The organism is Acinetobacter sp. OYA S30 (assembly GCF_033599315.1).
GTDB classification, from domain to species: domain Bacteria; phylum Pseudomonadota; class Gammaproteobacteria; order Pseudomonadales; family Moraxellaceae; genus Acinetobacter; species Acinetobacter baumannii.
On the sequence record NZ_JAWVAV010000016.1, the window covers coordinates 64,075 to 84,621 of the forward strand.

Annotated in this window: 20 protein-coding genes; 10 read left to right on the plus strand and 10 right to left on the minus strand. The window is 37.2% G+C overall.

Going from position 1 to position 20,547, the window contains the following annotated elements; translation table 11 throughout:
* Positions 1-10 precede the first annotated feature (10 nt).
* From R5R67_RS10055 to R5R67_RS10065, 3 genes are read right to left on the minus strand one after another with little or no spacing between them, the layout of a single operon-like run.
* The gene (locus R5R67_RS10055; protein ID WP_000121727.1) at positions 11-814 is read right to left on the minus strand and encodes an enoyl-CoA hydratase/isomerase family protein; all 804 of its coding nucleotides are present in this window, start codon (positions 812-814) and stop codon (positions 11-13) included.
* Between the two features lie 9 nt (positions 815-823).
* Positions 824-2,425 carry a carboxyl transferase domain-containing protein gene (locus R5R67_RS10060; protein ID WP_001072770.1) on the minus strand — a complete coding sequence of 534 codons (1,602 nt, stop codon included), beginning with the start codon at positions 2,423-2,425 and terminating at the stop codon, positions 824-826.
* A gap of 24 nt (positions 2,426-2,449) precedes the next feature.
* Positions 2,450-3,622, minus strand: coding sequence for an isovaleryl-CoA dehydrogenase (locus R5R67_RS10065; protein ID WP_001053639.1), 1,173 nt, complete (start codon positions 3,620-3,622; stop codon positions 2,450-2,452).
* A gap of 144 nt (positions 3,623-3,766) precedes the next feature.
* Here R5R67_RS10065 and R5R67_RS10070 point away from each other — a divergent pair, with 144 nt between their 5' ends.
* From R5R67_RS10070 to R5R67_RS10085, 4 genes are all read left to right on the plus strand, one after another.
* The gene (locus tag R5R67_RS10070; protein ID WP_000120692.1) at positions 3,767-4,384 is read left to right on the plus strand and encodes a TetR/AcrR family transcriptional regulator; all 618 of its coding nucleotides are present in this window, start codon (positions 3,767-3,769) and stop codon (positions 4,382-4,384) included.
* 110 nt (positions 4,385-4,494) lie between these two features.
* Positions 4,495-6,189: an AMP-binding protein gene (locus R5R67_RS10075; protein WP_001183742.1), complete on the plus strand. Its 1,695-nt coding sequence runs from the start codon at positions 4,495-4,497 to the stop codon at positions 6,187-6,189.
* A gap of 71 nt (positions 6,190-6,260) precedes the next feature.
* Positions 6,261-6,932, plus strand: coding sequence for a class I SAM-dependent methyltransferase (locus tag R5R67_RS10080; protein ID WP_001029893.1), 672 nt, complete (start codon positions 6,261-6,263; stop codon positions 6,930-6,932).
* Between the two features lie 242 nt (positions 6,933-7,174).
* Positions 7,175-8,458, plus strand: coding sequence for a DcaP family trimeric outer membrane transporter (locus R5R67_RS10085; protein ID WP_318754826.1), 1,284 nt, complete (start codon positions 7,175-7,177; stop codon positions 8,456-8,458).
* A 46-nt stretch (positions 8,459-8,504) separates the two neighbouring features.
* Here the strand turns inward: R5R67_RS10085 and R5R67_RS10090 are convergent, their stop codons facing one another.
* Positions 8,505-9,743 (minus strand): SGNH/GDSL hydrolase family protein, encoded by a 1,239-nt coding sequence (locus R5R67_RS10090; RefSeq protein WP_000781125.1) that lies wholly within the window; start codon positions 9,741-9,743, stop codon positions 8,505-8,507.
* A 111-nt stretch (positions 9,744-9,854) separates the two neighbouring features.
* On the opposite strand from R5R67_RS10090, the gene R5R67_RS10095 reads away from it, so the two are divergent.
* Positions 9,855-10,760, plus strand: a complete 906-nt coding sequence (locus R5R67_RS10095; protein WP_000119789.1) for a LysR family transcriptional regulator — start codon at positions 9,855-9,857, stop codon at positions 10,758-10,760.
* Between the two features lies 1 nt (position 10,761).
* Here the strand turns inward: R5R67_RS10095 and R5R67_RS10100 are convergent, their stop codons facing one another.
* The gene (locus tag R5R67_RS10100; protein WP_001984002.1) at positions 10,762-11,052 is read right to left on the minus strand and encodes a hypothetical protein; all 291 of its coding nucleotides are present in this window, start codon (positions 11,050-11,052) and stop codon (positions 10,762-10,764) included.
* Between the two features lie 968 nt (positions 11,053-12,020).
* Between R5R67_RS10100 and R5R67_RS10105 the strand changes: the two genes are divergently transcribed.
* From R5R67_RS10105 to R5R67_RS10115, 3 genes are all read left to right on the plus strand, one after another.
* Positions 12,021-12,164 (plus strand): hypothetical protein, encoded by a 144-nt coding sequence (locus tag R5R67_RS10105; RefSeq protein WP_000251637.1) that lies wholly within the window; start codon positions 12,021-12,023, stop codon positions 12,162-12,164.
* A gap of 269 nt (positions 12,165-12,433) precedes the next feature.
* Positions 12,434-12,862 (plus strand): hypothetical protein, encoded by a 429-nt coding sequence (locus R5R67_RS10110; RefSeq protein WP_001136759.1) that lies wholly within the window; start codon positions 12,434-12,436, stop codon positions 12,860-12,862.
* 87 nt (positions 12,863-12,949) lie between these two features.
* Positions 12,950-13,171 carry a hypothetical protein gene (locus R5R67_RS10115; protein WP_000498474.1) on the plus strand — a complete coding sequence of 74 codons (222 nt, stop codon included), beginning with the start codon at positions 12,950-12,952 and terminating at the stop codon, positions 13,169-13,171.
* Positions 13,172-13,255: 84 nt separating this feature from the next.
* Here R5R67_RS10115 and surA1 read toward each other — a convergent pair whose 3' ends face one another.
* From surA1 to R5R67_RS10130, 3 genes are all read right to left on the minus strand, one after another.
* Complete coding sequence (gene surA1 / locus R5R67_RS10120; protein WP_000132045.1) at positions 13,256-13,573, minus strand: surface antigen protein 1; 318 nt, start codon at positions 13,571-13,573, stop codon at positions 13,256-13,258.
* 105 nt (positions 13,574-13,678) lie between these two features.
* Entirely contained in the window at positions 13,679-13,900 is a 222-nt protein-coding gene (locus R5R67_RS10125) for a hypothetical protein (RefSeq protein WP_000108365.1), read from the minus strand.
* A gap of 284 nt (positions 13,901-14,184) precedes the next feature.
* Positions 14,185-14,664: a CinA family protein gene (locus R5R67_RS10130; RefSeq protein ID WP_009520468.1), complete on the minus strand. Its 480-nt coding sequence runs from the start codon at positions 14,662-14,664 to the stop codon at positions 14,185-14,187.
* 315 nt (positions 14,665-14,979) lie between these two features.
* On the opposite strand from R5R67_RS10130, the gene R5R67_RS10135 reads away from it, so the two are divergent.
* Positions 14,980-16,389: an iron-containing redox enzyme family protein gene (locus R5R67_RS10135; RefSeq protein ID WP_001145671.1), complete on the plus strand. Its 1,410-nt coding sequence runs from the start codon at positions 14,980-14,982 to the stop codon at positions 16,387-16,389.
* 54 nt (positions 16,390-16,443) lie between these two features.
* The gene (gene katE, locus R5R67_RS10140) at positions 16,444-18,588 is read left to right on the plus strand and encodes a catalase HPII (RefSeq protein WP_085943501.1); all 2,145 of its coding nucleotides are present in this window, start codon (positions 16,444-16,446) and stop codon (positions 18,586-18,588) included.
* 56 nt (positions 18,589-18,644) lie between these two features.
* Here katE and R5R67_RS10145 read toward each other — a convergent pair whose 3' ends face one another.
* Both R5R67_RS10145 and R5R67_RS10150 read right to left on the minus strand, forming a co-directional pair.
* Positions 18,645-19,523, minus strand: coding sequence for an SDR family oxidoreductase (locus R5R67_RS10145; protein WP_000432323.1), 879 nt, complete (start codon positions 19,521-19,523; stop codon positions 18,645-18,647).
* A 141-nt stretch (positions 19,524-19,664) separates the two neighbouring features.
* Positions 19,665-20,078, minus strand: coding sequence for a DUF6367 family protein (locus R5R67_RS10150; protein ID WP_000983622.1), 414 nt, complete (start codon positions 20,076-20,078; stop codon positions 19,665-19,667).
* Positions 20,079-20,547: the final 469 nt, after the last annotated feature.

Sequence of the window (20,547 nt, forward strand, 5' to 3'; positions counted from 1 at the left end):
ATGATCGTCCTTAATTGTTGTTATTCGAGTTAGAAACCCAAGCAGGCTGTTGTTTATTTAAAAAGGCACTTAGACCTTCTTTTGCTTCGCCGCCTTGACGAACTTGAGCAATATGATGTGCTGTCTGTTGCAGCAAGTCATTGCTCATGGTCTGGTTACTCACCATTTGAATGAGTTGTTTTGAAGCCGCTTGAGCGTGCGGGCCACCGAGTAATAGCGCATCAACAATTTCTTGAACTTTTTTATCTAAGTCTTCAGCATCTGCTACTTCGTGTGCTAAACCAATTTGTTTGGCTTCACGTGCTGAAATCCGCTCGGCAGTTAAGAAGTAACGGGAAGCTTGTCTTGCACCAATCGCACGAATTACATAGGGGCTAATGGTAGAAGGAGCAAGACCTAAACGAACCTCAGAAGTTGCAAACTTAGCATCAGTACTTGCAATGCAAATATCACATGCCGATGCCAAACCCATGCCGCCACCAAAGGCAATGCCATGCACGCGGGCAATAGTCGGTTGTTTAAGTGTTGCAAGTGCATCAAGCATTTGCGCAAGTTTTAATGCATCTGCTTCATTTTCTGCTGAAGATGCCTGACCTGCCTGTTTCATCCAGTTGAGGTCGGCACCTGCCGAAAAGCTTTTACCGCGACCAGCTAAAACCACAACACGAATATCATCACGTGTATTAATTTGCTTAAAGCAAGTATGCAGCTCTTCAATGACTGTCGTATTAAAAGCATTGTGCAATTCAGGGCGATTCAGCCAAACATAGGCAACCTGACCTTGTTGTTCGAGTTGTAAAAATTGATAGCTCATATACACCTCTTACATGCGGAACACGCCAAATTTGGTTGGCTGGATTGGAGCGTTCATGGCCGCAGCAAGGCTTAAACCAAGTACCTGACGAGTTTGAGCTGGATCAATTACACCGTCGTCCCAAAGGCGGGCAGAAGCATAGTATGGATGGCCTTGACGCTCGTATTGTTCACGAATCGGTTGTTTAAATTCGTCTTCTTCTTGCGCTGACCACTCGGCACCTTTTTGCTCAATTTGATCTCGTTTTAAAGTCGAAAGTACGCTCGCTGCTTGTTCACCCCCCATCACTGAAATACGAGAGTTCGGCCATGTCCATAAAAAGCGTGGTGAATAAGCACGGCCACACATACCGTAGTTACCTGCACCAAATGAACCACCAATAATTAGGGTGAGTTTTGGTACATTTGCGGTTGCAACTGCCATCACCAGTTTAGCGCCGTTTTTTGCAATCCCTTCATTTTCATACTGGCGACCGACCATAAAGCCGGTGATGTTTTGTAGGAATAACAATGGAATATTGCGCTGTGTGCACAGTTCAATAAAGTGAGCACCTTTTTGAGCAGACTCAGAAAATAAAATTCCGTTATTGGCAATAATGCCGACTGGCATGCCGTAGAGAGAAGCGAAACCCGTTACAAGTGTTGAGCCAAAGCGGGCTTTAAACTCGTCAAAACGAGAGCCGTCTACAATACGTGCAATGACTTCACGCACATCGAAAGGTTTACGCGCATCACTTGGCACCACGCCATAGAGTTCTGAGGCATCAAACAGCGGCTCATCAATTTGCTTATTTAACTCATTTGGCTTTTTATTTAAGTTAGCAACAATGTTTCGTGCAATCGCAATGGCATGTTCATCATTTTCAGCTAAGTGGTCAGCTACACCTGAAAGACGTGTGTGTACATCGCCACCGCCTAAATCTTCACTGCTTACCACTTCGCCAGTTGCAGCTTTTACCAGAGGAGGACCACCTAAGAAAATCGTACCTTGATTACGGACAATAATCGTTTCATCAGACATGGCTGGAACATAAGCACCACCTGCGGTACAGCTACCCATCACCACGGCAATTTGGGCAATACCTAGGCTCGACATGCGCGCCTGATTATAGAAAATACGCCCAAAGTGATCGCGGTCTGGGAAAACCTCATCTTGCATTGGTAAATAGGCACCGCCTGAATCTACCAAATAAATACAAGGCAAGTGATTTTGTTCAGCAATTTCTTGTGCGCGTAAATGCTTTTTAACCGTAAGTGGGTAATACGTTCCACCTTTAACCGTTGCATCGTTGGCAACGATCATGCAAGTTACGCCGTTGACCTGACCAATACCAGCAATCACACCCGCAGCAGGAACATCATCTTCATAAACGTTGTACGCTGCCAATTGACCAATTTCTAAAAATGCCGTGCCGACATCAATCAGTTGATCAATACGTTCACGGGGTAAAAGTTTACCTCGAGCCAAATGTTTTTGACGGGCATTTTCACCACCGCCTAAGGCAATACGTTGGGCAACTTGTTTGAGATCTGTCACCAATGTTTGCATGGCTTGCTGGTTTGTTTTGAAGTCTTCGCTTCGAACATTAATCTTGCTTTGTAATTGGTTCATAAGATGCGTCCTTACTTATAATTATTATTTGGTTTCATTGAAAAGTTCGCGGCCAATCAGCATGCGGCGAATTTCAGAAGTTCCCGCGCCAATTTCATAAAGTTTTGCATCGCGCCATAAACGCCCAGCAGGGAATTCATTGATATAACCGTTGCCACCTAAAGTTTGAATTGCTTCACCCGCCATCCATGTTGCTTTTTCAGCAGCATATAAAATGGCACTTGCGGCATCTTTGCGTAGGCTGCGGTCATGGTCAGCTTTGTCACATGCAGCACCAACAGCATAAACGAGAGCTTTACATGCCAACCAAGTTGAATACATATCGGCAAGTTTGCCTTGCATAAGCTGGAATTCACCTAAAGCCTGACCAAACTGTTCACGCTGATGTAAGTAAGGAATCACCACATCTAAGCAAGCATCCATAATGCCTAAAGGTCCTGCACTTAAAACTGCTCGCTCATAGTCCAAACCACTCATGAGTACTTTAACCCCGTTACCCACACCACCAAGTACGTTTTCAGCAGGGACTTCTACATTGTCAAAGAATAGGGGGTAAGTGTTAGAGCCGCGCATACCGAGTTTGTCTAAGTGGTTGCCGTGACTAAAGCCTTTCATGCCTTTTTCAATCAAGAATGCGGTCATGCCTTTAGGGCCAGCTTGTGGATCAGTTTTAGCGTAAACGACCAGTACATCTGCATCACCGCCGTTGGTAATCCACATTTTTGAACCGTTTAAAACAAAGTGATCACCTTTTTGCTCGGCGCGTAATTTCATGCTGACGACATCGGAACCGGCATTTGGCTCAGACATGGCAAGGGCACCAACATATTCACCGGAAATTAATTTTGGTAAATACTTTTGTTTTTGCTGCTCATTACCGTTACGGTTAATTTGGTTTACACATAAATTAGAATGAGCACCATAAGAAAGACCAATGGCTGCCGAAGCACGGGAAATTTCTTGCATGGCAATAATATGAGCTAAATAACCCATATTGGCACCGCCATATTCTTCAGAAACCGTCATACCTAAAAGGCCCATATCTCCGAATTTTTTCCAGAGATGTGCAGGGAATTTGTTGTCTTGATCAACTTGTTGGGCAATTGGTGCAATTTCCTTTGCACAAAATGCGGCTACCGAATCTTGAAGCGCAATTAAAGTTTCATCTAGACCGAAATTCAAGCTGCGTAGGTTCATGATATTTTCATCCTATTGGTTATATTTGTTGTCCATAAAATATTTTGTGGGTATTTGATAATTACCATACAATGATTTTTTGAAAAAGTGAATACAAATTCATAAAATGATTTACAATTCATTTTATTTGTTAGAGAATAAATTATGAGCTATAAACGATCATCTTTAATGCAAGAGCGGATGGAACAAAATCGAAAATCGATTTTGAGTTCAGCCAGAAAAATAATTTCAGAGGGAGGGTTCAAAGACGCACAAATACAAACAATTGCAGAGCAAGCGGGTGTATCTAGTGGACTGGTTTATCGCTACTTCGATAATAAAAGCCAAGTGCTAATAGAAGTTTTGTCTGATGCCATTAATACAGAACTATTGGTGATTGAATCGATTACCGAAAGTGACTTATCGGCAAAGCAGAAATTACACAAGGCGGTAGCAACCTTTGTAAAACGGGCACTCAATAGTCCTCAGCTTGCATATTCACTCATGTTTGAACCCGTCGATTCAACGGTTGAACATGAGCGTTTTCGTGTGAAGCAATTGATTAAACAAAGTATTAAAAAAATACTTGCGGATGGAAATGCAAGTGGTGAGTTTGTCTTGGATGATTTAAACACAGCAGCACTTTGTGTAGTCGGTGCTATGACTTATGTGGTGGTTGAACCCCTAGACCCAGCTCAAAATACAAAGTTTGATCATGCGCATAAAGACTATTTTTCAAAACAGATTGCTGACTTTTGTGTGGATGCTGTGCAGAAAAAATAGGGCATATAAAGGATAAAACAACACAAAATAAGTAGTTTGGAAAAGTAGTTGCAGTAACAACAATTAGATCAGGTAAGAAGAGAATTAGAAGAATCAAGGAGAATGATTCAATGCAACAAGAACGGTTAAGCTACGCCTCGGGACCAAGTACACAACCCTTATTGGGTATGACCATTGGTGAACAATTTGATCAGGCCTGTCAGCAATATGCTGAAAAGGAAGCGATTGTCAGTTTTCATCAAAACAGACGATTAACCTATAAAGCTTTACAGGATGAAGTAAACGCTTTTGCTTGTAGCCTATTAAAATTGGGATTAAAAAAAGGAGACCGATTAGCAATTTGGTCACCTAACTGTGTGGAATGGACCATTACGCAGTTTGCAGCTTTTAAAGCAGGGATTATTTTAGTCAATCTAAATACAGCTTATAAAAGTCATGAGCTTGAATATGTGTTGAATAAGGTCTCATGCAAAGGATTGATTATTGCTTCTCAATTTAAAACGACGGATTACCAAGAATTACTCACAAAAATTGCCCCTGAGTTAACCACCTGTACAGATAAAGTGCTCAGTTCAGAGCGACTGCCACATTTAAAATTTGTCATTAAAATTGATGACCAACAACATACCGGTATTTATCGTTTTAGTGATTTACTAACTACACCAACTTCTGAACAGCTAGAACAATTAAAACAATTAGCCAGACAGCTCCAGTTTGATGAAACCATTAATATCCAATTTACTTCAGGTACAACAGGTAACCCGAAAGGGACCATGTTAACCCATCATAATATTTTAAATAATGGTTATTTTGTCGGTGAAGGCATTCGTTTAACCCCCCAAGATAAAGTCTGTATTTCTGTGCCATTGTTCCATTGTTTTGGCATGGTGATGGGGAATCTGGCGTGTGTGACGCATGGGTCAACCATGGTCTATCCATCGGCTGTATTTAATCCTTTGGAAACTTTAAAAGCGATTCATCAAGAACGTTGTACGGCAGCTTATGGCGTACCAACCATGTTTATTGCAACCTTAGAGCATGAACAGTTTAATGATTTTGATCTGTCGAGCTTAAGAACAGGCATTATGGCAGGTAGTCCTTGTCCACGTGAAATTATGCAACGTGTTATAGACCGAATGCATATGTCTGAAATCACCATTTGTTATGGCATGACCGAAACCTCGCCAGTGAGTGTACAAAGTTCGGTAAACGATTCGATTGATAAACGGGTAAGCACAGTTGGGCATGTTCATCCACATGTTGAAATTAAAATTGTTGATCTAGAAGGGCAAATTGTTCCGCAAGGGACTTTGGGGGAGCTATGTGTCCGTGGTTATTCAGTGATGGCTGGTTATTGGGGTGAAGAGGAAAAGACCCGTGAAGTGATTGACGCGGCTGGCTGGATGCATACGGGTGACATTGCCGAGATGGATCAAGAAGGTTTTATTAAAATTAAAGGCCGTATTAAAGATGTCGTGATCCGTGGTGGGGAAAACCTCTTTCCAAAAGAGATTGAAGACTTTTTATATACTCATCCAGATGTAAGCGATGTACAGGTGATTGGCTTGCCAGATGCGAAATATGGTGAAGAACTTTGTGCATGTATTATCCTGCATGAGCATCACCAAGTCGATGAAGACAGTATCCGCCAATTTTGTAAAGAACACATTTCACATAACAAAGTGCCGCGTTATGTCCGATTCTTTAATGAGTTTCCAATGACTGCTTCTGGCAAAGCCCAAAAGTTTAAATTGCAGGAATTTATGCGAGCTGAACTTAATTTAACGGGAAATGTCTTTGACTAAATTAAGTCAAAAGCTCGGTCAAAGTGCAGCAAAGGAAAATCGAAATACGGTTTAAATAGAGGACACGCAAAATGGCAAAAGACTTTAATAGCCCTAAAGTAGTCGAAGGATATGATGCACATATTCGTAAATTAATTCCAGGCTATGAAGTGATCCACCAACAGGTGGATGCCATTTTGCAGTCGGTGTTGCCACCAGATGCTCATATCTTAATTGTGGGCTGTGGTACAGGTTACGAACTCGAATATTTACTTAAAAGACATCCAAACTGGCAATTTACAGCGGTTGATCCATCTTTAACCATGCTGCAAAAAGCTCAGGAGCAGGTGGAGATTTTAGGTAAGTCTACCCAAGTCACTTTTGTTCACGGTGAAACTTCAGCTTTACCTCTCGAGAGTTCCTTTGATGCTGCACTTTCTATTCTTGTGGCTCATTTTATTGCAGATGACATAAAACCAGCCTTCTTTAAGGATATTTATAAGCGCTTAAAAGAAAAGGCGCCTTTACTTACCTATGACCTCATGACTTGTGTAAATCCACAGCAGCTTCAAGCATTACATTATTTGTGTTTGGCTCAAGGGTTAACAGAAGAACAATGTCAAAAAATGTTGGAGCGTATGGCGGAGGACTTTTTTAGTTTAACGACTGAAGGATATATAAAACTTTTGGAAGAGACAGGCTTTGAAAGCGTACAGCCATATACGCAAATTTTGACTTATCAAGGGTTTATTGCAAAAAAATAATACTATTGGGGAATATAAATGAGGGTTTAAAACCGAATATTCTCAATGTGGAAGAGAATATAAAAATGAAAAATTAAAAAGTTGCTTTTGCTGCACTAGGGAGGGTGGATCTAAAAAATATGAGGGAACGTCTTTCTTGTGAAAGAAAGGCAAATTTTCAAGGATCTATTTTAGATAGGTACATAACAAAAAGGATGTCGAGACTTTTAAGACTACTTAAAGGTCTAAAGGAAAATTTCATGATGAAAATTTTAAATACAACGGTTCAAAAAAGCTTGTTGGCAGTTTCTGTGACTCTGCTTATGTCTTCTGCTTTTGCAGGCCAAGTAAACCCTGAAATAGAGCAACTTCGCCAAGAAATAAAAGAACTACGCGCTATGCTACAAACTAATATGGAGGCTCAAAAATCTTTAGCTCAAAAAAGAGTAGAACAAACTGCTCCTGTAGTTACTCAAGCTCCACAATTTATACAGCAAACATTAACTAAATCTGGTGCGGAATTTAACTTATACGGTTATATACGAGCAGATGCTTCTTATCAAATTAAGGGTGCATCTAGCATGTATAACAATATTAGCGGCGTTCCTCTTGAAAATACGCCAGAAGAATCTGCACAGAAAGACCAGTTGCACAGTACGGTTTATGTGACCCGTTTCGGATTGAATTTTAAAACGCCTACAGCTGTTGGTGATGTGGGCGGAAAGTTAGAAATGGACTTTTTTGGGGCGGCTACTCGTGATCAGTTTCGCATACGTCATGCCTATTTAACTTTTGATAAATGGCTTATTGGTCAAACATGGTCGACATTTATTGCCCCTGAATATTACCCAGAAACGATTGATGCGGGTACATTTGTAGGCAGTGCATTATTAAGATCGCCGCTTGTTCGCTATAGCGATAACTTAACGGCAAATACAAGTTTTGCAGTATCAGTTGAAGACCCGAAATATACTGCGGCAACAGATCCAGATAATAAAATGCGTTTACCTGCTTTAGTCGGACGTCTAAATCATAAATTTGCCAATGGTTCGATGCTTTCAGGCCGTAGTTTTGTTGCAGAAAAAAGAACTAACAATGATAGTGAGTGGGCGTGGGGTGTAGGCTTAGGCGGTAAATATCAAATTACCCCTGATACATTACTTAAAGCCGATTATTACCATGTCAAAGGTGATGGACGTTTCTTGCTATGGAGTAACAGTGGCTATGCAATAGATGATCAAAACAATATGCATAGCAATGAATTTGACACAGTTTCTTTGGGTATCACTCATCAATTTACACCGCAAATTCGCTCGACTTTAGGTTACGGCTATATGAAGGCTAAAGATGATAACCGTTTTGCCGAATTACAGCGTACTAGTACCACCCAAAACAAACAGCTTTGGCAAGGTTGGGTGAATGCACTTTATAACCCGTATAAGCCGATTACTTTGGGTATCGAATATGTTTATGGGGAACGAGAAACATTTGATAATCGTAACGAGATTGATAACCGCTTCAACATGATAGCGAGTTATGATTTTTAAATAAGCAGCCCCATCATGTGAAGATTTCACCTGATGGGGGGAATCATTAATTTTTAATAATTTGATCTAAATCTACCAATTCTGCCATATGCTGATTGCCTCGATCATTAGGATGTAAATGATCTCCAGAATCATAAATTGGATTTAATCGATTGGGATGTTTTGGATCTTTTAGGCCTTCATCAAGAGCAAGCACACCATCAAAGGTATGGCTAGTTCTCATCCAGTGGTTAATGCGCTGACGTAATTGATCTTTGTTGGGTTGATAATAATTATCTAAAGGGGTATTAGGTAAAGCACCAGAGAACGGAAGTAAGGTTGCACCAATCACCTGAATATTATGTTTATGGGCCTCACTTACAACACGTCGATAACCTTGAGTGAGCGCCTCAAAAGAAGGTATTTGCTGTTTAGGTGCAAAAGCTGTACCGGGCCATGAAATGTCATTGATACCGACCAAAACAATTAAAGTTTTAACGCCTGAATATTGAAATATCTCACTGTTTAAACGTTTTAAAACGCTATCACCCATACCATCGGTAAGTAATCGATTTCCTGAAATTCCGCTATTAATCACGGCTACATGGTGTGCTGATAAACGTTTCGCTAAAAAATCGGTCCACCTGCTATTAGCGTCTAAAGTCGCAGTTGCACCATCGGTAATTGAGTCTCCAATAACAGCAACCACCTGAGCTTTCTGTTTGGGTTTTACCTCGATTGCTGATAGTAATAATCGCGCCGTTGTTGTTTTGGCATCAGTTGGCGTAGTTAAATTTGTTGTCTGATTTCCAGTAATGAGCCAACTGGTTTGTTTGGCATCCCAATGAAATGTTTTAAACGATGTAGGCTTTTGAATAAAGCTATTTACCACCAATTGAGCATGATCGGGTACAGGTAACTGAATTGGATCACTCACCAATTGTTTGCCCGGTAAAATTTTTGCTTTAAGTTGACCAGAAAAATAAACAGGATAGGTGCTGTTAGATTTCAGGCTTGCTGTGTTCGCTAAACCAATCGTTGTTTGATCAATATAAAGTGGCTGTTTACCATATTGATTGGTAAAAACGAGCCGAACCGCTTCACCGCCCAAACTAATTTTGCTCATTTGTCTAATAGTCTGATTAGATACTTGCTCTGGAATGAGTGTTGGAAAAACGAAGTCTTTATTCCAGACTTTTTGAGGGCTCGCAGACCAAGTGGTAATCCATTGGCTGTTTTCTATATCAGCTTGTGCAAAGCTCGTAAATAAAACCAAAGAAAATAGGGTAGCTTGATAAAGTTTCATCTCAAGAACTCTTTAAAACGAATTAAAGGTATGTTGAAACAAATTGATGCCTTGTTATAGCGGTCTAAGCGGAATAAGATCTGTGAATACAATTCATAAATAAATTTTGCTATGTCTTATTTTGATATCAATCGTTCTGGCGAGTTGGCAATTTTTATACGGGTGGTCGAGCTTGGAAGTTTTTCAGCGGTAGCAAGAGCGTGTAACATGACGCCTTCTGCCGTAAGCAAGTTAATTTCTCGTTTAGAAAAAAGACTGGGTGTCAGGTTACTCAACCGTTCAACACGTCAGTTTCAGCTTACCAGTGAAGGATGCCAGTTTTATGAGCAAGGCATTCAAATACTTAATGACTTGGACGAACTGGAACAATCGGTTACCGCAAATCATACACCGAAAGGGCGAATTAGAATCCATACCAGTTTTTCATATTGGACACACTTTTTATTGCCATGCATTAGTTTGTTTAATCAACGTTACCCGGAAATTGAATTAGAAGCTCATTTGAGTGATGAAGTAATTAATTTGGTTGAACAAAGAATTGATGTTGCGATTCGAACAGGACCTTTGAAAAGTTCCAATCTGGTGGCCCGATCGCTTGGCAGTACTTATAAACAGTATGTTTGCTCTCCTGTATATATTGAAAAGTACGGTTGTCCTGAGCATCCAGATGAACTACATGAACATCAGCTTTTAGATGTAAGTTATCAACGCCAGAACAAAACCTGGCTATTCAAAAAAGCAACTCAGGAAATCAGCCTAACCCCCTCTAAAGTTTTAAAAGTAAACCATGGCGAAGCAATTTTACAGTTGGCACTGGCAGGTGCTGGCATTGCTCAACTAAATGAATTCCAGATTCGAAATGCGTTACAGCAAAAACAACTCGTCAAAATTCTTGAAGATTGGAATATTCATGCTTCTGAAGAATTTCATGCTGTCTGGATTGGCCACGACAAGTATGTTCCTAATCGCGTACGTACATTCTTGGATTTTTTGGTAGAGCATGCCTCTATAAATTAGTTTAGTGTTTGCTCGCACTCAATTGGCACTGCTGCATTGTTTGATTCATGGTTTCTACAAAGTTCATTTTCGCATCAATATTTTGCAAACTTAATTTTGGTAAACTTTCTACAAATTGGGGTGAATAATGCTGCTCTAAAGAATTATAAATACAATTACACGCTGAAAGGTCATGTCCGGCCCATACACAACGTGTATTAAATTCATTTTTACTCATTGGCCTGCACCCCATCAAATTTAAAACACCTATTGTCAGAAGGCTCACCAAAACAAAACGATAGAGAAAAAACATTCTTGTTACTCTTCATAGGTTGTTGTTATCGTTAAGTGATGTTGATAGAAGTTTTAATCTTTATGTGATTTTGAATACATAAAACTTCTGCCCCAATCTTGTATATCAAGATGGGTACACAAAAAGATTAAGTAAAAATTTTTCGAACTCTATAGTGTGTAGTTCTTTTAAACAGAGGATGAGAAAGAACTCTAAGAAATGACTGCTTGAGTAAAAGAAGTTGAATGTAAGTAGGTTTAATAAAAGAATTTAAAAAATATAGAATAATAGTCATGAGTGACTCCTTGGTTAAAAGAAGTTATGCCCACTCATTGCTCATTATTATGGTGGCGAAACGAAAGAGGGTTAGCAGACTGATACCTAAGAAACCAGCACACCCAAGGGTGTCCCACTCCCGTTCCTCCATCAAAGGCACGAGGGGCGTCACACCAAAAAACGTGTTTTTAGTGCACTTAGGTAGACGGTCTGCTAAAACCGACTGACAAAATTGGTCAGCGCGAGCATCATAAGCTGAGCATTGGGGTGGGTCAATTGCAAAAATAAAAGATTGATTTATATAACTTGATATAAATATTTCACTGTTTTTATTTAGAAAATAGAAAAATTAAAAAATATAATATGAGTATAAATAATTTGAATTTAAGTCACACTATTATTTTTTAATCTTATATATCAAATATTTATTAATTGTTTATTTGTATAGTATATCAATATCTCTAATTAGGTGTGTTGTTTGGCTAAACTATTTAATAATTCGATTTTTATAACATGACCTGAGCCTCCTAAACACTGCTTGCCAAAAAATAACCAAAATATCAATTGCAAGAAATATAATTTTATTAATCATAATTTTTGGTTTTTACAAAAGCTTGCATAATCTACAAAAGTTAAGAGAACCACTGCGGTAGGCCAACATAAGATAATGTTATTCATGAACCTACATTTTAATATTTATAAAGGTGATTTAAATGGTAAGAATCTTTTGTGCAGTAAGTATGGTGTTGGCAATTGCTATGGGTATGAGTGCTTGCCAAGATCGTAATTCAAGAAATGACGGCATGCATGAAGCAAGTGATCCAGCTACATCTCATGACATGAATAAAAACTCGTAATAGATTAGCTTCTCTCAAAAGCCTACTTTATTAGTAGGCTTTTTTAATCGTTATTTTATATAAAAAATATAATTTAATAATAATGAAATATATAAAAATATAAAATTAATCAAATATTTATTTTATTTTTACAATTTGGAGAATTTGTTGTTACCGTTTTGTTGCAATCTTAAGTTACCGTTTCAAAAAGTTAATAAAACAAACACAATAGCTTACTTATATTCATCCAAAATTCATTTTAGTAAGAGCGAACTATAAAAGGTAAGGATATGCCCCAATATTTAAAAATAGCTGAGAAAATATATCAAAATGTTAAAGAAAAAAAAGGCTTTACGGATGACCCGATGGAAGATCTTAATAATTTGATGATTGAACTCAGACAAGAAATAAAGGGGACAAAATTAAAGCTTTTATATAATTATATTGATTTTGCTGAAATACTCATTAAACCTTTGCAAGAGTCAAAAATTAAATTGGATTTAAGTCTTATTCCTAAAAGTAAAAATACTCAGGAGTTTGTACTTTGGCTTGCTGGTTTTATTGAGCGAATTACCACAGGTGGACAAGAAAAATTACCTCCAATTCGAGCTAAAATTACTTTACCCGCCTATGCCTATGAAGAAACTTACCCTTCGCAGAAAAAGCCTGTAAATAATGGGGAAGAAATAATTGAATATTTTAAGAAAAATCAAAGTTAATTTTGATGAAAGGCCTGACCTGATTATCTGAGTCAGGCTTTATTTTTGATAAGACCGCTATGATGAGTAATATTTAAGGTAGTACGTATGTTTGTATATTTTACAGATGGAACTTGCATTAATGATTCTGAGATTTATGGTGTAAAAGCCAAATATGAGCAAAATAAGTATGTAGTGGAAGTTACTATTAAGCCGACACATGTACTCGCTACAACACCGAGTGTACAATTTAAAAAAGAAATTTTTGATGATCCAATTTTAGCAAATCAATATCTTAGTCATAATTTTAATATGCCACCATTTTTTTAATGCTCATAATTTTAGGACAATAAAAAAGCCTATTTCCCAGGGCCAATAGGAAATAAGCTTATAGCTATGGACCTTTTGAGGATGTTACATATCATCCCACGCATCTTTAATCGCTTGTTTAGCGTGTTCCCATTTTAGGCGGGACTCAGCTTTTAGTTCTTCCCATTTTTGCTGCAAGCTGCCTTCCATATCTTCAAACTGAGTTCCTTCTTTAGATTCAGAACGAGCTCGATGACCAAGTTCATAAGCTGCAGAGAAATCACGATCATAATCTAGATCTGGTGTAGTTAATTGCGCTTCTTGATAATAAGGTCGAGTAAGATAGCTTTCGCGCCAGCGAGAGTCAGAATAGTTATGATCGCCAGCTACCAATTGAGCATGATCTGTATTTTGATCTGTCATCAGAATTCCCTCATATTTTATTGAATTTTATGCTTATATTTTGATTTAGGAAGGTGAGGTCACCTTCCTAAATGATCGACCGCATCAAAGAACAACTACAAACGATTAACGTTGTTGGTTGTTATTTGAGTTTTGTTGGCCAGAATCTTTTTGATTAGATCCTTGTTGTTGGCCGCGGTTATCATTTTGCTGTTGTTGCTGGTTATTTTGTTGCTGTTGATCGTTTTGCTGTTGGTTACCGTGTTGCTGTTGATTACGGTTGTCATTTTGCTGTTGTTGTTGCTGCTGATTATTGCGTTGATTTGCTTGATTATTAGTAGTGCTCATTTTTAATACCTCATATCAATTATGACGATGTGTTTTATCTGAGAGCTTCAGATAGGGTTATTAAAACATGTAGATTTTAAATGTGTAGGGTAGGGGTGTTACCCTATATTTAACTGTAAACTTAAAATTTATAAATTTTAAATAACTTGCTGATTTTTAATGTATGTAATTTTAAGTCATAAACATTATTAATATGAACATTTAAAAAATTACATTTCAGCACATAATATTTAAGAAAGATAATAAATATTTCTAAATGTATATTTGTTAACTTTTATATAAAATTAATGCCTTTTGTCTTCTAATATAATAAGTTTTATATCTTGAGTAACATAGTAAATCAACTTTCTTAGTTTTAAAAAGGCAGGACCCCTTAAAACACGTCTAAAATTATAAAAATTATTTTTATAATATATTGAGTAAAAGAAAGTACCTACAGGTTTTTCTGGTGTTTCAGAGCCGCCTTTTTTCAAAAGACCTGTGCAGGCAACATACAGGTCAGCATGTAAAAGTTCTTTACCTTTATTAATCATTTCAACAGTCACTTGCATTGATTCTGCAGTATATTTTTCAATAAGTTCTTCTGAAATATGCAAGGTATTTTCCTTTACGCGAAGGTCATAACTTACAAGGCTTCCAATCAGTATATCGCCTGAATAAGGACTTAAAGAGAAACGATAAGCAAGGTAACCCGCAGAGGCGCTTTCAAAAAATGCAATTTTAATTTTTTCCTTTGCTAATAATTCGCAACATTTATTGAACATTTTAATTCTCCTTACAATTGTTTTTAAAATGTTATAAAACTATTTAATTGTTTGCTTTGTTATTTTTTTAATGTTTATAATTTTGATGGTAAAGTTAATGTAAAATTGGATTAAGATTTGCAAATTTTATATAAAAACAGTAGCTTAAATAATACTAAAAGTTTAAATGTAATTTTACGTTATTTTATATGTCTATGAATTTTTTAAATTTATTGTATTTACCATGTTTTTTAATAACGCAAAATAACAAACTTAAAACTCGATTATAGTTAGGGTGACGTATGGTAATTGATATCTCACAAACGGAGAATAAAAATGCCTGTTGTAGTGAAAAAACGATTATTCGATTTATTACAAGATAATCAACAAAATTATTATGAATTGTTTGTTTTTTTCCTTGATCCTGATGTTTCTAGTTTTGAGAAAGAGAAAAAGGCTAGAGATTTTCTTGTTAAAGAGATAGATAAACTAGAGATGAAGGAAATAGATTTTCCTTCGGATATCAATTCGATTAAGGCATGGTGTGAAAACGATAATAAAAAAAATTGTCAGGAATTTCAGGCATATTTAAATCGTAGACAATCTGGTCAAGATAGAGAGTATTTTAAGAACGTCGCTCAGGCATTTGAGTTTTTAATAAAGGTGTCTCCAACCAAAAAAGTAGACGGTGCATGGCTATATAGCTCAGTGCATTATTGGAATGATCCTATTTTTCATGAATTAATTATTACTTATCTCGAAGAGCTTGGGTTAGGTGAGCCAAAAGCAAACCATGTCTGTATCTATGATGACCTTTTACGCAGTCTAGGGCTAGACAGTTTCGATCTGCTTTTAGAAGACGAGTATTATCATCAAGCAGTTGTGCAGCTTGCTCTGGGTTATGCACCTCCTGAGTTTATTCCCGAGATTGTGGGTTTTAATTTAGGCTATGAGCAGTTACCACTGCATCTTTTAATTTCGAATTATGAGCTTGCTGAATTAGGTATTGATTCTAAATACTTTAATCTTCATATCACTATCGACAATATTGACAATGGCCATGCCTATAAAGCCATTAAAGTTATTGAAGATATTTATAATAAATATAGAGATAAAGAACTCTTCTTGACCAAGCTAAAACGTGGTTTTGCCCTTAATAATCATGGGGTATCCTCTTCAAACATTATAAAAAATTTAAATACTGAAGACTTTGTCCATAGAATTTTCAAAAGAAAGGCGCTTGTCGGTCAGTTAATCCATAACGAAACCAGACAGTTTGGGTGCAAGACCATTAATCAATGGTTATCAAATCCCGATGACATTGCAGGTTTAATCACTCATTTAACTGAACACAAATGGATTAAGTTTAATACCGACCCTGAACAGAGCGTATTCTGGCGAATGATTAATGAAGAAAATGGAAAAATGTTTGGGGTGTTTAACCCTGTAGAGCGCCAAATTATTCATGACTGGATTGCTGGTAGTGATCATTCTTCTAACTTCTTGGCATACAGCAGAGAACTAAAGAATAGCCAGCGTATTCAGGACTATTTATTTAGTTATATCTCGGATGGCGAACTTGATGCACTACAAGAGCGCGTCCAACAATCAAGTGACCTTGCCATAAAGATTTGCAAACTTACTCCGTTTCTTGCCCCAGATTCTCATCATAAAAGTATTGGTCTTTGGAGTACTCGTAAATACGTAGAACTCCTTTTTCCTTATTTAGGTACGTTTAAAAACTAGTTTTATAAACGTTTTCTACTTCAACCCCAAGTTTAACTTTCAAAAACATAGGTAATGGACATGAACGACAATACTAAATCAACCAATAAAACAAGTGAAATGGCTGGTGCCGATGCAGCAAATAAAGCCAATACTACCCAGAAAACTGAACAGTTAGACACAGTTAGAGATGATGCAACTAATGAAGCTTTAACCACAAATCAGGGGGTTAAAATAGCGGATAACCAAAATAGCTTAAGAGCGGGTATTCGTGGCTCGACTTTATTGGAAGATTTCATTTTAAGAGAAAAAATCACCCACTTTGACCATGAGCGTATACCTGAGCGTATTGTGCATGCGCGTGGTGTAGGGGCACATGGTTATTTTCAGGCATATGAAGGAAACGAACGTTTAACCAAAGCTGGATTCTTGACAGACCCAACTATTCAGACGCCTATTTTTGTACGTTTTTCAACAGTCCAAGGGCCTCGTGGTTCAGCCGACACTGTTCGTGATATCCGCGGTTTTGCCATTAAGTTTTATACCCAAGAAGGTAACTTCGACTTGGTAGGAAATAACGCACCTGTCTTTTTTGTGCAAGACGGGATTAAATTTCCAGACTTTGTACATGCGGTAAAACCTGAACCGGACACAGAGATCCCAACGGGTGCAACTGCGCATGATACTTTCTGGGATTTTGTGTCTTTAGTGCCCGAGTCAGCACATGCTGTAATTTGGGCGATGTCAGACCGTGCGATTCCTCGTAACTTACGTTCGATCCAAGGTTTTGGTGTTCATACGTTCCGTTTAATTAATGCTGAAGGGAAATCACATTTTGTGAAATTTCACTGGACACCAAAACAAGGTTTAAGTGCGCTGGTATGGGATGAAGCTCAAAAACTTGCGGGTAAAGACCCGGATTTCCACCGCCGTGATCTTTATGAAGCAATTGAGCAAGGTTTTTATCCAGAATGGGAACTCGGTGTGCAGATTGTCGAAGAAGAAGATGAAATGAACTTTGACTTCGATTTGCTGGACCCAACAAAAATTATTCCTGAAGAATTAGTACCTGTTACGCCAATTGGTCGATTCGTTTTAAATAGAAATGTAGATAACTTCTTTGCTGAAACAGAGCAGGTAGCTTTCTGTCCGGGTCATGTAGTACCTGGTATTGATTTTACAGATGACCCGCTTTTACAAGCACGTCTATTTTCATACACAGATACCCAGTTAAGCCGTTTAGGTGGACCAAACTTCCACCAAATTCCGATTAACAAACCTGTGTGTCCATTCCATAACAATCAACGTGATGGTATTCATCAGCATACCATTCATAAAGGCCAGGCTGCATATCAACCAAACTCAATTGATGGAAATTGGCCAACAGAAACACCGCCAGCGGCATCAAATGGTGGTTTTGAAAGTTATCCTGAAAAAATTAGTGGACATAAACTTCGTCAAAGAAGTGAGACGTTCTCTGATTATTTCTCTCAACCACGACTATATTACAAAAGCCTTGCACCGCATGAACAAAAACATGTGGTCGATGCCTATACTTTTGAATTAAGTAAAGTTCAAAGAAAGCATATTCGTGAGCGTCAAGTTCAACAAATTTTGGCAAATATCGACCTAGATTTGGCACGCCAAGTAGGGGCAAATTTAGGTATTGAAGTGCCTGACTTAACCCTAAACTATAAGAAAACAGCAGTTGAAAAATCTGCCAAGTTATCTTTTTTAGCTTTCCCACCTGAAGATATTCAAGGTAGAAAAGTTGCCGTACTTATCCATAACATGGTGAAGTCTGATGCATTGGAGGCTATTAAAAACTGGGCAATTAAAGAAGGGGTAATCCTTCACTTACTAGCGCCGAGCTTGGCTCCAGTCAAAGATCATAAAGATAACGTTATTGTGGCTGATGGCATGCAAATGTCTGAACCTTCAATTGCCTATGATGCGGTAATTATTCCGGATGGCGATAATCTAAATACGGTTATGCAAGACGGGGTAGCTCGCCATTACTTACTCGAAGCTTATAAGCACTTAAAGCCAATCGTATTTTTAGGTAATAAATCTGATTTGCTTGAACCATTAGGTTTAGTGGCAGATGAAGGAACTTTAATTGAAGATGAGTTCCAGCATGTTGCGGAAAAATTTAAGAACCTGATTAAAGCACACCGTGTTTGGTCACGAGAACAAATAGCCGCACATGTACCGGCTTAAATAAAAAAAAGCCCTGAAAGTTTAAACGCTTTCAGGGCTTTTTCTAAATTATGTTATTAGCCATTAACAATTTGACCGCCATTTACATGAATAACCTGACCAGTAATATAACTTGCATCATCTGAGGCAAGGAAAAGGTAAGCAGGGGCGACTTCACTTGGCTGACCCATTCTACCCATTGGGGTATCTTTACCAAACTTTTCGACAGTCTCGGCATCGAAACTACTTGGAATAAGGGGAGTCCAGATTGGGCCTGGTGCAACACCATTTACACGAATACCTTTTTTCTGCTTCATTAAATTGTTCGATAGACTACGAGTAAAAGAGGTAATTGCACCTTTAGTACTTGCATAGTCAATCAACTCATCATGACCTTGGTAACTGGTAATACTAGTGGTGTTAATAATGCTATCGCCTTCCTCCATATAAGGAATGGCTTCTTTGGTTAAATAAAACATGGCAAAAATATTTGTTTTAAATGTTTTTTCTAATTGTTCATTACTAATACTTTCAATTTCTTTTTGTTGATATTGCACACCCGCATTATTCACTAAAATATTAATTTTACCAAAATGCTGTAAAACCTTATCAATATTTTGTTTTGCAAGGTCTGGATCGGAAATATCACCTTTTAATAAAAGACATTGTTGTCCTTCCTTTTCAATAAGCTGTTTAGTAATTTCGGCATCTTGGTCTTCTTCAAGGTACAGTACAGCAATATCGGCACCTTCACGGGCAAATAGTACGGCAACTGAACGGCCTATACCGCTATCACCACCGCTAATGACGGCAACTTTGCCTTTTAGTTTTTCACTGCCTTTATGGAATGCTTTAATAATTTCTGGTTCAGGATGCATTTTCTCCTGATCACCTGGTTGATGAGGTTGAACTTGTGCAGGAACTTCTGATGGATACTGATTCGTTGTATTTTCCATGTCTAGACTACCTCTATTTAATTTTCAGTCCCTCTATATTGGTTAATTTGCACGTGAATATGAGTAAATAGTCTTTTTTAAAAAGTTGTCTTTGTTATTTTATATATAAGGATGTAAAAAAATATAACATATCAAGTTAGGTTAGATAATATCCAATAACTTAACCTTGTTTTTATCAATCATACTTTCAACAATTGATCGATTACCTGTATCATTTAGCCAATTTTCTATAGGTATATAATTAGATAAATCTAAAATTTCTTTTATTACTGTTTCCGCTTCGACTATATTTTTTAAGTCATCTTTATTTTTACTGTTTTTAACAACTATATTATCTAGTAATTTTTTTATATCTTCCGTTTCAATATTTTTTGATTTAATAATATACAAATCTCTCTGAAAAGGATGACTTGCGTGAGGTGGGTCTAATCTATAGCTCCATTCTTGGTTATAATCTTGCCAAGAATTTTTTATTTCAATATTACTGAGTAAAATTTCAGGTACAGAAATATGAATATATTGTAGCGTTGAGTGTGTATGAGTAGGTTGCATCATTCTTTTCTCACAAATATTATATGTTAATTTTAAATCTTGATTTTAATCACTCAAGTAAAGTTTTTATGCAAAAGTAATAGTTTATGTTATTGTTTTTAAATAATTTTAATTATATTTTAGGTTTGTTTCTTCAATAGTGAAGATGTTTTTGTTTTTTATTAATTTGTACGTTATGAAAGTTTGTGTTATTTAGCCTGAATTTTTAAATGCATTTGTAAAAATATATTGTTATGTAGGATTGAGTAATAATAAGTATGGTGAGTATTTAAAAAGTAAAATTAGCTAATAATTTATAAATATTTTAACTAAGAAAATCTTTATTTAAATAATGAAGTTAGAGTTTTTGTTTGAAATTTAAATTATATACATTTAAAAAGATTGAAACATAGCATGGGTATAAAAATATTTTAAATCTCTTATCTTAAATTTATCCGTTCAATAAAAGCGGTAGCGACTTATAATTTTAATA

Coding starts and splice junctions, on each gene's coding strand:
- katE (WP_085943501.1), top strand. CDS start 16,444: ATGGACATGAACGACAATACTAAATCAACCAATAAAACAAGTGAAATG.
- R5R67_RS10060 (WP_001072770.1), bottom strand. CDS start 2,425: ATGAACCAATTACAAAGCAAGATTAATGTTCGAAGCGAAGACTTCAAA.
- R5R67_RS10070 (WP_000120692.1), top strand. CDS start 3,767: ATGAGCTATAAACGATCATCTTTAATGCAAGAGCGGATGGAACAAAAT.
- R5R67_RS10110 (WP_001136759.1), top strand. CDS start 12,434: ATGCCCCAATATTTAAAAATAGCTGAGAAAATATATCAAAATGTTAAA.
- R5R67_RS10100 (WP_001984002.1), bottom strand. CDS start 11,052: ATGTTTTTTCTCTATCGTTTTGTTTTGGTGAGCCTTCTGACAATAGGT.
- R5R67_RS10130 (WP_009520468.1), bottom strand. CDS start 14,664: ATGTTCAATAAATGTTGCGAATTATTAGCAAAGGAAAAAATTAAAATT.
- R5R67_RS10065 (WP_001053639.1), bottom strand. CDS start 3,622: ATGAACCTACGCAGCTTGAATTTCGGTCTAGATGAAACTTTAATTGCG.
- R5R67_RS10105 (WP_000251637.1), top strand. CDS start 12,021: ATGGTAAGAATCTTTTGTGCAGTAAGTATGGTGTTGGCAATTGCTATG.
- R5R67_RS10145 (WP_000432323.1), bottom strand. CDS start 19,523: ATGGAAAATACAACGAATCAGTATCCATCAGAAGTTCCTGCACAAGTT.
- R5R67_RS10125 (WP_000108365.1), bottom strand. CDS start 13,900: ATGAGCACTACTAATAATCAAGCAAATCAACGCAATAATCAGCAGCAA.
- R5R67_RS10115 (WP_000498474.1), top strand. CDS start 12,950: ATGTTTGTATATTTTACAGATGGAACTTGCATTAATGATTCTGAGATT.
- surA1 (WP_000132045.1), bottom strand. CDS start 13,573: ATGACAGATCAAAATACAGATCATGCTCAATTGGTAGCTGGCGATCAT.
- R5R67_RS10135 (WP_001145671.1), top strand. CDS start 14,980: ATGCCTGTTGTAGTGAAAAAACGATTATTCGATTTATTACAAGATAAT.
- R5R67_RS10095 (WP_000119789.1), top strand. CDS start 9,855: ATGTCTTATTTTGATATCAATCGTTCTGGCGAGTTGGCAATTTTTATA.
- R5R67_RS10055 (WP_000121727.1), bottom strand. CDS start 814: ATGAGCTATCAATTTTTACAACTCGAACAACAAGGTCAGGTTGCCTAT.
- R5R67_RS10075 (WP_001183742.1), top strand. CDS start 4,495: ATGCAACAAGAACGGTTAAGCTACGCCTCGGGACCAAGTACACAACCC.
- R5R67_RS10090 (WP_000781125.1), bottom strand. CDS start 9,743: ATGAAACTTTATCAAGCTACCCTATTTTCTTTGGTTTTATTTACGAGC.
- R5R67_RS10085 (WP_318754826.1), top strand. CDS start 7,175: ATGAAAATTTTAAATACAACGGTTCAAAAAAGCTTGTTGGCAGTTTCT.
- R5R67_RS10150 (WP_000983622.1), bottom strand. CDS start 20,078: ATGATGCAACCTACTCATACACACTCAACGCTACAATATATTCATATT.
- R5R67_RS10080 (WP_001029893.1), top strand. CDS start 6,261: ATGGCAAAAGACTTTAATAGCCCTAAAGTAGTCGAAGGATATGATGCA.